Annotated in this window: 12 protein-coding genes; 11 read left to right on the top strand and 1 reads right to left on the bottom strand. The window is 43.8% G+C overall.

Annotated features, from left to right (window positions below; translation table 11 throughout):
* Positions 1-146: 146 nt before the first annotated feature.
* Positions 147-1,559 (bottom strand): endo alpha-1,4 polygalactosaminidase, encoded by a 1,413-nt coding sequence (locus J5I83_RS01975; RefSeq protein WP_304052879.1) that lies wholly within the window; start codon positions 1,557-1,559, stop codon positions 147-149.
* A gap of 1,200 nt (positions 1,560-2,759) precedes the next feature.
* Here J5I83_RS01975 and J5I83_RS01970 point away from each other — a divergent pair.
* The 11 genes from J5I83_RS01970 to tolR all read left to right on the top strand — a co-directional run bounded on the left by J5I83_RS01970 (position 2,760) and on the right by tolR (position 13,909).
* Complete coding sequence (locus J5I83_RS01970) at positions 2,760-4,901, top strand: hypothetical protein (RefSeq protein WP_304052877.1); 2,142 nt, start codon at positions 2,760-2,762, stop codon at positions 4,899-4,901.
* A gap of 55 nt (positions 4,902-4,956) precedes the next feature.
* Positions 4,957-5,385, top strand: a complete 429-nt coding sequence (locus J5I83_RS01965) for a hypothetical protein (RefSeq protein WP_304052875.1) — start codon at positions 4,957-4,959, stop codon at positions 5,383-5,385.
* A 456-nt stretch (positions 5,386-5,841) separates the two neighbouring features.
* Positions 5,842-7,215 (top strand): bifunctional UDP-N-acetylglucosamine diphosphorylase/glucosamine-1-phosphate N-acetyltransferase GlmU, encoded by a 1,374-nt coding sequence (gene glmU / locus J5I83_RS01960; protein WP_304052873.1) that lies wholly within the window; start codon positions 5,842-5,844, stop codon positions 7,213-7,215.
* A 43-nt stretch (positions 7,216-7,258) separates the two neighbouring features.
* Complete coding sequence (gene glmS / locus J5I83_RS01955; protein WP_304052871.1) at positions 7,259-9,106, top strand: glutamine--fructose-6-phosphate transaminase (isomerizing); 1,848 nt, start codon at positions 7,259-7,261, stop codon at positions 9,104-9,106.
* A 298-nt stretch (positions 9,107-9,404) separates the two neighbouring features.
* A complete protein-coding gene (locus J5I83_RS01950; protein ID WP_304052870.1) occupies positions 9,405-10,130 on the top strand; it encodes a YebC/PmpR family DNA-binding transcriptional regulator in 726 nt (241 codons plus the stop codon).
* A 20-nt stretch (positions 10,131-10,150) separates the two neighbouring features.
* A complete protein-coding gene (gene ruvC, locus J5I83_RS01945; protein ID WP_304052898.1) occupies positions 10,151-10,666 on the top strand; it encodes a crossover junction endodeoxyribonuclease RuvC in 516 nt (171 codons plus the stop codon).
* A complete protein-coding gene (ruvA, locus tag J5I83_RS01940) occupies positions 10,663-11,247 on the top strand; it encodes a Holliday junction branch migration protein RuvA (RefSeq protein ID WP_304052868.1) in 585 nt (194 codons plus the stop codon). Before ruvC ends, ruvA begins: the two co-directional genes overlap by 4 nt.
* 20 nt (positions 11,248-11,267) lie before the next feature.
* The gene (gene ruvB / locus J5I83_RS01935; RefSeq protein WP_304052866.1) at positions 11,268-12,308 is read left to right on the top strand and encodes a Holliday junction branch migration DNA helicase RuvB; all 1,041 of its coding nucleotides are present in this window, start codon (positions 11,268-11,270) and stop codon (positions 12,306-12,308) included.
* 42 nt (positions 12,309-12,350) lie between these two features.
* Entirely contained in the window at positions 12,351-12,785 is a 435-nt protein-coding gene (gene ybgC, locus J5I83_RS01930) for a tol-pal system-associated acyl-CoA thioesterase (RefSeq protein WP_304052865.1), read from the top strand.
* 6 nt (positions 12,786-12,791) lie between these two features.
* Positions 12,792-13,475, top strand: a complete 684-nt coding sequence (tolQ, locus tag J5I83_RS01925) for a protein TolQ (protein ID WP_304052864.1) — start codon at positions 12,792-12,794, stop codon at positions 13,473-13,475.
* Positions 13,476-13,492: 17 nt separating this feature from the next.
* Positions 13,493-13,909, top strand: a complete 417-nt coding sequence (gene tolR, locus J5I83_RS01920; protein ID WP_304052862.1) for a protein TolR — start codon at positions 13,493-13,495, stop codon at positions 13,907-13,909.
* Positions 13,910-13,919 lie beyond the last annotated feature (10 nt).

Raw genomic sequence — 13,919 nt, 5'->3', positions numbered from 1 at the left:
ATTTAATCTAATTTTTGCTTAAAGAAAATTATAGCGTTGCCATTCAGAGAAATAGGGTATCGGTAAGTATCAAGCAGTACTTAGCCAGCAGCAGTACTTGTCATAAGTGCTGCTGCCGGGGGAGGCAGCAGCTTGGCAGTTCAGCGCTATCTACAGGATTCTCTCCAGGCATCGAGAGATAATTTTTTCTTGAGAAAATCGAAATTCATCAAATTTGCTTGCGGACAGAAACTCGAATTTGAAAGATTATATTCTATGCCAAAAACAGCTTTTCCAGCATTGATAAATGGTTTGAGTGTATTGCATTCACCATATTGAAAGCACTCTTCATTTACTGCAAAGTCGAAATAATTCACAAGATCCTTGATTTGATCAACATCATTCTTCAAGCCTATGGCGAGTCCAAGATCATGCGCAGCTTCAGCAAGGGCTATGTTATAAGCCAGTTGATTGTTATAGCTGAGAGGGAAACCCGTATTGTTACTGTAGCCGTCAACATTGTCAGGATCAACACCGTTACAGCCTTTTTTAGCAGCCAGCTTCATGCGTACTTGCATGATCGGAATCAGAATATCTAATTGCCGGATATCCAGCCATTTTTCACCTGCCCAGCCATCCAGATTGCGACCGAGAACCGATGCTGGAAAGGCGCCGGTATCAGGACGCCAGTTTTCGTAACTACCCGCACTAAAATAACAAATAACATACTTACCCTTTGATTGTAATGCTGAGATAGCTGTTGCGCTGGTATCAAACAGGTCAATGTTATAAACATCGACATTCAAAGAGGTATCGAGCGAGTCATGATATTGGATTTGCCACTTTAACCCGGGAGTTGGTTGCCAACGGGTTCCAGCTGTCGGTGATGGTGTAACAGTGATAACATCATCCAGTTCTGACGTATTATGACCAACTTCAGGAGAATTTGATTCCAGGTTGCTGATTTCGAAAGCAAGGTAGTCAAGTTGACTATGGTCTACGTGACTTGATGTTCGGTAGCGTAAAGTGATCTGATTTTTGTTGTTTATAAATTGACCGGGCTCTTTGATTACTGAAATAATATCGCTCCAAACCCAATCTACAATATTGTGATTGTCTGCGATAGAAATCCAATTCCCTGAACTATTAAGTAACTGGAATTCCCATTTTTGAATGGACTTTTCTGGGCCACGGTAATTCGCATGGAATATTAATTCCGAAATTGCTTTGTTTGGACTAGCTGGAAGGTTAAATTTGAAGATTCCTTGATATCCTTGGGAGCCTGGTTCAAATTCTATATAGTTGTTCCAATTGTCGTCTGTGCCTTGCTGATCTTTAACAGTAACAGTATCTAGCGGTTGTGGTGAAGATGAGCCTCTTTTATTTAATAAGCTGGATGGAGAAATAAATTCAGCAAAACTGATATTTGCTATAAGTAGCAACATAGTTAAAAGTAGTTGAATTAAGCTTTTTACTTTTTGGGGTTGGCATATTTTATGCGCCGAGAATCTTCTTGTTGAGTTAATTTTGGAGTTGATAGGAGGAATATTAGAGGCTTGGATCATTTCTGGTTCAGTCATTGACTATTTCCTTCCATATTGGAATTTATGAAATTTAACTAGATCGATCATTGCTTGTGGTTAGAAAGTTTAGGACTCAAAACCAAGAGCAGTTGATTCAAAATAACGACAGATGGAACCTATTGATCGGGCAACTGGCCAATATTCTTTAATTTTTTTAAGAAAATAATGGTAATAGTTAGGTCAAATATATTTTTTCTTCACCAATAAATGGTTTTTATGCCTTATAAAAACTTCGGTGTATCTATCGGGTAACAGAAAAATAGTAAATGTAACTTAGTGCCTGCTATTTTCCGTATTGATATAGGGGGAAAATGTGTAAGGAATGGTGCTAAAAACTGCAGTTGGGTAAGATAAGGCATGTTCAGTCGGGTGCAAGGATGACACGAGGCCGCGAGGCTATCCCTGGAAGCCAGCTTGCATAAAAATAGATAGTTATTTGGTTATCAGATCTCGCTTTCTGCAAACGGTAATTATGTAGTTTGTCTTGATAAATAACAAAATTTTGTCGGAGAACTTTACACTCTAGTTGAGTAATATATTCAACATATTAATAGTATTTTGCTCTCTGCTTTGCTTTAATCCGACTTTCTCGATTGAGTGTTGAGCATTGAGCGCTTATTTTCTGGTGTTAACATTGCGCATATTGTGCAACCTTTACCATAATTTCCATTTTCACCTTTCAAGTGTTGCCGCTCCAGTGTAGATTGCATGATTCTACGGGCATGTGACTATGCTGTAACTCCATAGAATAGAGTAACTATTCCGCGTCATTGTGCCTTGTCCTGCCATAGAGCTTCTTATGAGAGAGTCATCCAAGAGAGATCCGTTTGAGTGCCCGTCCTAGTTTTTGCATGTACTCGGGCGTCGCAGTTTCCAGATGCATCATTGTCGTCTGTTTCTACGGTGCAAATTCCATCAACTGCTGGATTGGCAAGGTCAATTGACTATCTAAAAGACTAAAGTGCATACGCTAGAATTTTGTCGGGGAATTTTACACTTTAATACAGGACTGAATTTTGTGCGTGGGTAACATTATGATTATTTGTATATTTTTGATCTTGGCATGAATCATGCAATGTATTTAATATAGTTTGTGGTGAGGCAATCGTTAAAAGTGGTCAAAGATTGCATGAACTATTGGGCTTAAAAAGCGACACTAGCTTTTTTTTTGTATATCGAGTTGAGAGGGGAATTCTTATGAAAAAGAACTGGAGTATAAGAGGTGGTCTGTTAGTCACAGTAGCAGTGTGGCTAGCTTCATTTGTGGTGGTGACATCTGCATTTGCTGATAATGCCGTTAAGCTGAGAGTGCTGGTTATTTCCACGGGAAGCGAAGCGCAAGATCTGGGGCTCAGCTTTATCAAGCCTGTTCTTGATGAAATGGGCGTGCCCTATGATGTATTAAATGCCGCAACAGACGATTTAACAGCTGCAATGCTTGCCTCTGCTTCAAATGGAGCGGCCTGCAGCTCGCAGGAAGCTGGTTGTGTAGGTAACTACAATGGCGTTATTCTGACAGATGCTGACTTGGTTCCAAACTTCACGCCGTCAGAATGGGATATTCTGCATAATTACCAAAAAGATTTTCGTGTGCGCGAAGCGGTGTTGTCAGGGTGGCCTGGCACCTATTGGGATCCCAATCCACCGTTTGGAATCTATCTGGATTACGGTCTGACCTATTCTTCTAGCGGAGCGAACTACAGTGCTCAGTGGTCAGTGCCTGCTAACTATCAGAAAGAAGTTTTTGAGTATATTAATCAGGCGAATCCGCTTCCGATTACGGATTTTGCCTTTGCAGCCAATCCTCGTAATGACACGCTGGGTCCACGGGATGGTACTGTGCCTCGTGTGGTGCCGCTTCTAAAAACTCAGAATGGAGAGGCATTGGTCTCGATCATACAGTACATAGTGCCGCCCGGAACAACACCAGTGCGTGAAGTTATGTTCTCGACGATTACTCATGCCCCATTCCTCCTTCATTCAAGGGTGCTGGCCTATGAGTTTGTCAACTGGGCGACTCAAGGGGTATTCATTGGAGCACGCTTCGTTCATATGGCCGCCCATTTGGATGACTTGTTTCTTGATAATACGCTATGGGATCCCGCTCTTAGTGCAGACAATCCGTTGCAAACTTATCGGTTGAACAGCAGTGATATCAGCAATGGTGTAAGTAAGCAGACTGCTTTTCGTGCTGCATTTCCGACAGCAGGTGCTTTCAAGCTAGATTTTGCATTCAATGGCGCTGGAGCGGTAGTTGATCCGGCCGCGACGACACTCACTGCAAACCTGACAGAAGATTTGGTGGCAGCGGTGGTTGCCAACAAAAATCATTTCCGCTTCATCAACCATACCTTTAGTCATGCAGATATGGATAAAGCGCCCGTACCGGCTAATCCAAATTGTGATTACGATACCTTTACTACTCTAGCGGCGATCAAGGCAGAGATTACCAAGAACCGGACGGTGTGGGGACTTCTGGGTCTGCCTGAGCAAAGTGCTAATAATCAGGTTATCGTGACTGGCAATCACTCTGGTTTGAAAGACCGTAACTGCACCGATTATCCTGAACTGCATCCAGAGATGTTCAACGTTCAGGATGACGACATACCGTTTGATCAGGGTGGGGCCAGTCCGCTATTCCTACAAGCTGCCGCCAGCGCAGGTGTGAACTATCTTGCCTCCGACTCATCGCAGCAGGCTCAGAATATTGAGCAGTTTATTACGCAGTACGATGATGGCAGCAGCAGCAATCGCCTCATGTTGCCGCGCTGGCCGACCAATGTTTTCTACAATGTAATTAACCCGGATCAGTTGGTTGATGAGTACAACTATATTTTTCACGATCGATTTGTAAATGCCGGACAGGACCCATGTGCAATACCTGGGGCTATCTGCGCTACTCGGACTTATGAGGAAATTCTCACGGCTGAAGCTGACAGCGCAGTGCGGCATATGCTGACCTTTAATAAATGGCCTCATTATTTCCATCAGTCGAACCTGGCCAAATATGATGAAAACGGTAATACGCTTCAGTTTGACTGGTTAAACGCTGTCTTCGCAATCTACGAGGAGTTGTTTAAGCTGCCAGTCAAGAATTATCCCTATTACAGGATTGGCAACCAGACAAGGGATAGGCTTAACTCTAAAACCGCCGCCATTCAAGCAACATGGAATCGTGCCGCCAATACCGTGACTTTGTCAGCAGATAAAGCTGTGCAGAATCTTTTTATCACAGGCGTAGCCGGTGGACAGCTCTATGGTGGCCAGATAATCAGGCAGCTTACTAGCGTAAATACGACGCCAACGACACTTAACGTTAACCGGGCGCTGACGCAATGAGCATTCATCGCGACGGAAATTATGCTGAAAAATTAACAATTAAGAGGATATTCAAATGAAATACTACACTTACTCACTGAAGAGCGTCCTTACTCTTGCCGCTGTGATTGTAACGATTGGCGCAGGAGGGATTTCCCTATCAGCGTATGCAGCTCCGGAGAAAAAGCCTGATCAGATAGGAAAACCTGAAAAAGCTAAACCTGAAAAAGCTAAACCTGAAAAAGGGGAGAAGAGAGTTAAAATATTGAAGGAAAACGACAAGCGCCTAAAAGTGGAGGACCCAGTATACTCCGAGCAGCTGAAATTGCTGGTGGCGCAATATATGGCGACGGCAGAAATTATTGCACAGCAAGGCGGCAATCCTCAGCCTCTCCTTGATGCGGCAGCTCATTTCGAGGGTGAAGCGGCTGAGATAATAAGTGGGAGAGATAAATTTTCCAAACCTCGCCATGATTCAGCAAAGGGGGCGCCACCGATTCGGTAATACATCCAGAGGAGTGGAGCAATATTTTGCCATAACTGCTTCTCTTGATTCAGTTGTTTAAGTTGGGAGTCAGTTTAAGAAATTCTGGAATTCTTAGACTGGGAAAGGGGAAGTGCGGTGTTGCGGGCGCAAAGCAAGTAAAATGATGCAGAGTGAGCATTCTAATGCGCTGCGCTCGCAAAATCGTACAATACCTACCGAAGAAGGTGAGGGAATTAAACGATGACAGTGAAATTTATAGAAAAGGCTGGAATATTTTGCCTAAACTAACGATAAGCTGAACAAAATCGGATTAATTTTTTAATTTGCCTGTCGTGTTGTTGTAGTAAATTTCAAAATGGAAATATTGGAATAAAGTCATATGCGGCTTTGACCGGTTATATATAGTCGTTATATCTTGCAATAAGCCTAAGCTACATAAATCCATCGAAAATAATTTGAAAAGGGTGTTTGGTTGTGACTAATCTTAATATCGTTATTTTGGCTGCCGGAATTGGTAAAAGAATGCAATCATCGCTGCCTAAGGTATTGCATGCACTGGCTGGAAAACCTTTATTAGGGCATGTGCTCGATGCGGCTAAAACACTCTCACCTAAAAAAATCTGCGTGGTTTATGGGCATGGCGGTGAGATGGTCCAGAAGGTGATTAATGATAACGAAATTATTTGGGTGAAGCAGGAAGTTCAGCTTGGTACTGGCCATGCTTTGTTGCAGGCCTTGCCATATCTGGATGCTGAGGGGGTGACGCTGGTATTGTTGGGTGATGTGCCTCTAATTAAAGTTGATACGCTGGACAGATTGATCGCAAAAGCTACAGAAAATAGTTTTGTCTTATTGACGGCAGAGCTGGACGTGCCGTTTGGCTATGGAAGAATCATTAGAAATCAAGCAACAGGTGCGATTCAAGCCATTGTTGAGGAAAAGGATGCTAGTAACTCTCAGCTTGCAATTCGAGAAATCAATACAGGTATTATGGTGCTGCCTAATTCGCATTTACATAATTTTTTACCTAGGCTACAAAACAAGAATTCTCAGAGTGAATACTATCTTACTGATATTGTTGCGATGGCAGTTGAGGCAGGTCTCATGGTTGATGCTGCGCATCCAGTACATAACTGGGAAATATTGGGCGTTAACAGCAAAGCGCATTTAGCCAAGCTTGAGCGTATTAATCAGAGTGAGTGTGCGAATAATCTTTTGGAGCAAGGCGTTATGATCATGGATCCCTCTCGTATTGATGTGCGGGGGCAGTTGATTTGTGGCCGTAATGTCGAAATAGATGTCAATTGTATTTTTGAGGGGACTGTACAGCTTGGTGACGATGTTAAAATTGGTGCGCATTGCATTTTACGGAATGTCTCAGTTTCTTCAGGCACGACGATTTTTCCATATAGCTTGCTTGAAAGCGCGGAGATAGGAAAAGGCTGTCACGTTGGACCCTACTCGCGCATCCGTCCGGGAACCAGACTTTATGATGAAGCCCATATCGGTAATTTTGTTGAGGTTAAAAACAGTAATATTGGCATGGGGAGCAAAGCAAATCACCTGAGTTACATTGGTGATGCAGTAATTGGCACGAAGGTTAATATTGGTGCTGGAACGATAACCTGTAATTATGATGGCGCTTTTAAGCATCAGACTATTATTGAGGATGATGTGTTTGTTGGTTCAGATACGCAACTCGTAGCTCCGGTAAGGGTAGCAAGAGGTTCTACTATTGGTGCAGGTTCTACAATTACCCGAGATACACCTGAAGAGCAATTAACGTTATCCCGCTCAAGGCAAGTGAGCATTAGTAGCTGGAAACGGCCAAAAAAAGACAAAGCATAGTTTCATGTTTGTATTAAACAATATATAGCGTGAAGGAGATTTTATGTGCGGAATAGTGGGAGCCATCGCTAAACATGACGTGGTACCAGTTTTGTTGGAAGGGTTATCAAAACTTGAATATCGAGGCTACGATTCGGCGGGAATCGTTGTTGCAAACGGAAGTTTGCACAGATTGCGTACCACTGAGCGTGTGACTGAATTGGGTAAGCTTGCGCATCTCCAGAAAACACATGGGTTTACTGGCATTGCTCATACGCGCTGGGCGACGCATGGTGCGCCTAGTGAGCGTAATGCCCATCCGCATTTGTCAGGAGATGAAAGGAAGATCGCTGTCGTCCATAATGGGATCATCGAAAACCATGAAGCAATACGCAAGCGTCTTCAATCAGAGGGCTTCGAGTTTCTTTCAGATACAGATACCGAGGTGATAGCTCATCTTATCTCGCTGCATCTGCGGACGACACATGATCTCCTTGAAGCTGTTTGCTTGTCGATCACGGAACTACAAGGCGCCTATGCGATTGCTGTAGTTGAAGAAACACGGCCAGATCATATTGTGGTAGCGCGGAATGGCGCACCTTTGCTATTAGGATTGGGAGCAGAGGGTAACTATGTTGCGTCGGATGCCTCTGCATTGGTACAAGTGACACGACGTATGATTTATCTAGAAGAAGGAGACGTGGCCGAATTACATAATGACGGTTATCGCATTTTGAATTGTGTTAATAACGCCAAGGTTAAGGAGGTGAGTCGGCCTATCCAGGAGAGTAGTTTAACTCGCGATGCAGTGGAATTGGGCCCATATTCGCACTTCATGCAAAAGGAAATATTTGAGCAACCCATCGCAGTCGCTAACACACTAGAAATGGTATTAAATGCACATTCCATTTCACCGCAATTATTCGGTAGCGAGGCTGAAGAAGTTTTCAGACATATTAAGGGTATTTTGATATTGGCCTGCGGTACCAGTTATCATGCTGGCCTCGTTGCCAAGTATTGGTTGGAGACCATAGCAGGATTACCTTGCAGTGTAGAGATCGCGAGCGAATATCGTTATCGTGATCCAATCGCAGATGCTCATACACTCGTGGTTGGGATCTCCCAGTCGGGTGAGACTGCTGATACGCTGGCTGCCATTAGTTATGCTAAATCATTAGGGCATAGGCATAGCTTGGCTATTTGTAATGTTCCTGAGAGTGCTTTAATTCGGCAGACTGATCTACGTTTTCTTACTCGCGCAGGACCAGAAATCGGAGTGGCTTCTACCAAGGCATTTACTACTCAATTGGCTGCATTAATGCTATTAACCGTGACACTAGCCAAGCTGCGTAATAAATTCTCTAGCGAGTTTGAACAAAAAGTGATTGCGGCATTGCGGCATTTGCCTACCGCTATCCAGCTTGCGCTGCAGATTGAGCCGCAGGTGATGAAGTGGGCTGGTGATTTCTTTCAAAAGCGTCATGCTTTATTTCTTGGGCGTGGAGTGCATTATCCTATTGCCTTGGAAGGTGCGCTCAAACTCAAAGAAATCTCCTATATTCATGCGGAGGCTTATGCTGCCGGAGAGCTTAAACATGGTCCACTTGCTCTGGTGGATAAGGATATGCCTGTGATCGCCATTGCACCGAATGATGCGCTATTGGAGAAGCTTAAATCTAATTTACAGGAAGTTCGGGCACGAGGGGGGGAGCTATACGTTTTTGCTGATGCGGATTCTCAAATCCAGGAGAGTGAGGGTGTGCATATTATCCGACTGTCAGGGCATGCTGGAATGCTAAGTCCTATTCTGCATACTATTCCATTACAATTACTGGCCTATCATGTTGCCCTCCAGAAAGGTACTGATGTAGATAAACCAAGGAATTTGGCAAAGGCAGTAACAGTTGAGTAATTGTTAAGGAGAGGTTGTCTTTGATCATCATCGTATGCTGGATTGCTTCATGCTTAAAAAAAATGAAAGCAATCCGGCTGCAAGCCCCAAAAGGGGAATTGAAAGTGATTCTTTATGATGCACTTAACGGGAGTGATTGGCAGCACCTCTTCAAGCTGACTATCCATGGGTTCTAGCTTTCTGATGAGCGTGCAGCCATTCAGGGTGTTTTTGCTCTTTCTGTTTAATATCGTGACCACTTTATTCATAAAGGATGGGATGATAGGATTGTATTATTTTTGAATAAGAAAGGAAGTTGATGGCAGGTCACAGCAAGTGGGCTAATATTAAACATAAGAAAGCTGCACAGGATGCCAAGCGTGGCAAGATCTTCACACGATTGATTAAGGAAATAACTGTTGCAGCTCGATTAGGGGGAGCTGATCCAGGGAGTAATCCACGCTTGCGTCTAGCCATTGATAAGGCGTATGAACACAATATGCCGAAAGACAACATCGAGCGTGCGATAAAGCGTGGCTGTGGTGATCTGGAGGGGGTAAGTTATGAAGAAATCCGTTACGAAGGCTATGGCGTGGCAGGAGCCGCAATCATGGTGGATTGTATGACGGATAATCGAACGCGAACCGTTGCTGATGTGCGTCATGCATTCACAAAATATGGGGGTAACCTAGGTACGGACGGATCGGTTGCATTTCTATTTAAACATTGTGGGCAATTGCTGTTTGCACCTGGTGCCGACGAAGAGCGATTGATGGAAGCAGCGTTGGAAGCAGGCGCGGAAGATATTATTAGTAATGAAGATAAAAGCATAGAGGTCATTACAGCGCCCTATGAATTCATTACAGTTAAAGCTGAATTGGAAAAAGCAGGTTTTAAAGCTGAACTTGCTGAAGTCACGATGAAACCGATAAACGAAACCTTACTAATCGGGGATGATGCAGTCAGAATGCAAAAACTGTTAGATGCATTAGAGAATATTGACGATGTACAGGAGGTTTATACCACTGCTGTCATTGACGGGTAGTTTGCCGGAAAGGTGAAGAAATTCGTATTCTTGGTATAGATCCCGGTTTGCATATCACTGGATTTGGGATAATCGATAAAATAGGTAATAAATTGTCGTATGTGAGTAGCGGTTGTATCAAAACATCGCCAGACAATAAACTGCCGCCCCGATTAAAGTTGATTCTTGATGGTCTTAATCACATCATTTCGCAGTATGCTCCTGATTATATCGCCATAGAACAAGTCTTTGTTAATATTAATCCAAAATCAACTTTATTACTTGGGCAGGCTCGGGGAGCAGCAATTTGTGCTGCTGTACTTAATAATCTTGAGGTATCTGAATATACCGCATTGCAGATCAAACAAGCGGTGGTTGGTAATGGGCATGCTGGCAAAGAGCAAGTGCAGGAGATGGTGATAAGATTATTGAGACTTGGGGGGAAGCCTGGGATAGATGCATCAGATGCGCTCGCTTGTGCGATTTGTCACGCCCATGGCGGAGTAGGATCAGTCGCAGCTACGTATCACTACCTAAAGCGTGGAAGGACAGTGTGATAGGGAAGATAACAGGCATTTTGCTTGAAAAACATCCTCCCTTAGTGCTGATAGATGTGCAAGGAATTGGCTATGAAATTGATGTGCCGATGAGTACTTTTTATCAGCTACCAGTGATTGGGGAAACTGTAGCACTTTATACTCACTTCATCGTCAGGGACGATGCTCATTTATTATTTGGTTTTGGCACCGAAGCTGAACGATTTGTTTTTCGCCGGCTAATGAAAATCTCTGGCATTGGTGCGAGAATTGCGTTGGCGTTGTTGTCCGGATTAAGTGTATCAGAGATACATCGTGCAGTTGCCACTCAAGATGCTGTTCTCCTTACCAAAATTCCAGGAATAGGAAAAAAAACTGCTGAACGTTTACTTTTAGAGCTACGGGACAAATTTGATTTTGATTCGGATCATTCTGAAGTGGCAGTTATTTCTGCAGGAAGTGGTCATGACATACTCAACGCCTTGCGCTCGCTGGGCTATAATGATCGGGAACTGGATTGGGCAATCAAACAATTACCCAGCAATATCGCTGTTTCAGAGGGTATCAAACAAGCATTAAAGCTTCTTTCAAAAGGGAAATAGCGTATTTTCTGGATAAGTAAATGATTGAGACAGATCGAATCGTTACTGCAGCACCGTTCTCTTCTCAAGAAGAAGTATTAGAGCGCGCCTTACGTCCTAGACAACTTGAGGAGTATGTCGGACAGGAAAAAATTCGAGGACAATTACAAATCTTCATCGAAGCTGCACGGCGACGGAAAGAATCGTTGGATCATGTGCTGCTATTCGGCCCTCCTGGTTTAGGTAAAACGACCTTGGCGCATATCATTGCTAGAGAAATGGGCGTTAGCTTGCGCCAAACTTCAGGCCCAGTTTTGGAGAGGGCGGGTGATTTGGCTGCTTTGTTAACCAATCTTGAGCCTAATGATGTGCTGTTTATCGATGAGATTCACCGGTTATCGGCTGTGGTGGAGGAGATTCTCTATCCTGCGCTGGAAGACTATCAGCTTGATATCATGATTGGTGAAGGACCAGCTGCTCGCTCAGTTAAAATTGATTTACCGCCTTTTACTTTGGTGGGGGCGACGACGCGCGCTGGCATGTTGACAAATCCGTTGAGAGATCGTTTTGGTATTGTGTCGCGGCTGGAGTTTTATACTGCTGACGAATTAAGTAAAATTGTAATGCGTTCGGCTGGATTGCTGCATGTCAGAACTACTTTTGAAGGCGCTATGGAGATTGCGTGCCGATCGCGTGGCACGCCTCGTATTGCGAACCGCTTGTTGCGAAGGGTGCGGGACTTTGCTGAAATCAAGGCCGAAGGGTGTATTACCCAATCCGTGGCAGACGCAGCTTTAAAGATGCTGGATGTGGATGCAATCGGGCTTGACGTATTGGATAGAAAGCTATTGTTGGCTGTCCTTGAAAAATTTGAAGGTGGCCCAGTGGGCGTAGATAATCTTGCTGCAGCAATCAACGAAGAACGTGACACGATTGAAGATGTGTTGGAACCATATTTAATTCAGCAAGGATTTTTAAAGCGCACGCCGCGTGGCCGCATGGCCACAGCCATGACGTATCAGCATTTCGATATCATTCCTGCGAAAAATAATTTGATGGATGATTTGTGGGAAGAATGTTGAAATTTTGATAAATTTTGTGAACGATAAACAGTAGATCAAAAAATGAGTTTCAAGCGCCAAACAGAGTTGGCTTTATCGAGTGATATTTTTTTCCATCCAGTACGGGTTTATTATCAGGATACCGATACCGGGGGGGTTGTTTATCATGCCACTTATCTTAATTTTATGGAGCGCGCCCGCTACGAATGGTTGCGAGAAATGGGGTTTGACGTTAATACATTGATTCAAGCTCATCAAATAATTTTTATGGTGCGATCGCTTAATATTGAATATTTCAAACCAGCGTTTCTTGATGATTTATTACACGTGACCGTGCAGGTAACCGAGATCGGCAGAAGTCGCATCACCTTATTTCAGCAGGTATTACGAGATCAGGTCATGTTAGTCAGTGCAATTATTCATGTGGTATGTGTGGGCGTCAATAATCTCAAGCCGGTGAGTGTCCCTGTAATGCTTCGTCAAAAAATCGAAAAATAAATTATTATGAATACGACTGTTACTCAAGATCTATCGCTTTTTTACCTGGTTAGCAGTGCCAGTCTGCCTGTCCAGCTGGTGATGCTGCTTTTGTTGGTTGCATCATTGTTATCGTGGTGGTTTATTTTTCGTAAGATGTTTGCAATTAGACTGGCGATCAAACAAAGCGACGAGTTTGAAAATACTTTCTGGAGAGGGGTGGATTTGAGTGCGCTTTACCAGCGTGCGACTGGTGCACGTGACATGGCGGGGAGTATGGAGCGTATTTTTGAGGCGGGATTTCGTGAATTTACTAAGCATCAGGCTGGTATGGATATTGGTGCCATGATGGACAGTACCCGGGGTGCAATGCGTGCTGCCTATCAACGCGAAATGGATAGGCTGGAGTCACATTTGTCTTTTTTGGCCACTGTAGGATCAGTGAGTCCCTATGTAGGTCTATTTGGCACAGTCTGGGGTATCATGAATGCATTTCGTGAACTATCTAATTTGACCCAGGCGACAATTGCGCACGTTGCGCCTGGTATTGCAGAAGCATTAATCGCCACAGCGATGGGTTTGTTTGCAGCGATCCCGGCGGTTATTGCCTATAATCGTTATGCTAGTGATACCAGTCAGTTAGCAACACGGTACGAAAGTTTTATGGAAGAGCTGTCCAATGTGCTGCAGCGACGCGCAGCAAAATTATAGAAGAACGTGGTCTTCCCATGATTAATCGTCGAGCTAAACGTCGTTTAATGAATGAAATCAATGTTGTGCCGTACATTGATGTGATGTTGGTGTTGCTGGTTATTTTTATGATCACTGCACCACTCATTCATCCTGGTCAAATAGAGTTGCCCCAAATTGGCAAATCGTCTACTGCCCCAGTTGAGCCATTGGAGGTTATCATTGCTGCAGATGGCGGTCTAACATTACGTGACCGTAGTAAAGCGGGTAGTGAGCAGAAGATGAGCCGTAGCGAGTTAGTGAAAGCAATCAAAAATAAACAGATGCAAAATACGGAACAACCTGTCGTGATCGCTGCAGATAAAAATGTGCGTTATGAAGAAGTGATTAATATCATGGATATCTTGCAGCAAGAACAAGTGAGCAAAGTCGGACTGCTTACAAAACCTAGATAGCATGTAAGTG

The sequence above is a fragment of the Nitrosomonas communis genome (assembly GCF_024102715.1).
Classification (GTDB): domain Bacteria; phylum Pseudomonadota; class Gammaproteobacteria; order Burkholderiales; family Nitrosomonadaceae; genus Nitrosomonas; species Nitrosomonas communis_B.
Note: the sequence above shows the minus strand (reverse complement) of the source record. Positions and strands in the feature narration are given on the sequence as shown.

Bases quoted from the DNA above. Each gene is read 5' to 3' on its own strand.
- J5I83_RS01950 (WP_304052870.1), top strand. From the start codon at position 9,405: ATGGCAGGTCACAGCAAGTGGGCTAATATTAAACATAAGAAAGCTGCA.
- ruvB (WP_304052866.1), top strand. From the start codon at position 11,268: ATGATTGAGACAGATCGAATCGTTACTGCAGCACCGTTCTCTTCTCAA.
- tolQ (WP_304052864.1), top strand. From the start codon at position 12,792: ATGAATACGACTGTTACTCAAGATCTATCGCTTTTTTACCTGGTTAGC.
- glmS (WP_304052871.1), top strand. From the start codon at position 7,259: ATGTGCGGAATAGTGGGAGCCATCGCTAAACATGACGTGGTACCAGTT.
- ybgC (WP_304052865.1), top strand. From the start codon at position 12,351: ATGAGTTTCAAGCGCCAAACAGAGTTGGCTTTATCGAGTGATATTTTT.
- J5I83_RS01975 (WP_304052879.1), bottom strand. From the start codon at position 1,559: ATGACTGAACCAGAAATGATCCAAGCCTCTAATATTCCTCCTATCAAC.
- tolR (WP_304052862.1), top strand. From the start codon at position 13,493: ATGATTAATCGTCGAGCTAAACGTCGTTTAATGAATGAAATCAATGTT.
- J5I83_RS01965 (WP_304052875.1), top strand. From the start codon at position 4,957: ATGAAATACTACACTTACTCACTGAAGAGCGTCCTTACTCTTGCCGCT.
- J5I83_RS01970 (WP_304052877.1), top strand. From the start codon at position 2,760: ATGAAAAAGAACTGGAGTATAAGAGGTGGTCTGTTAGTCACAGTAGCA.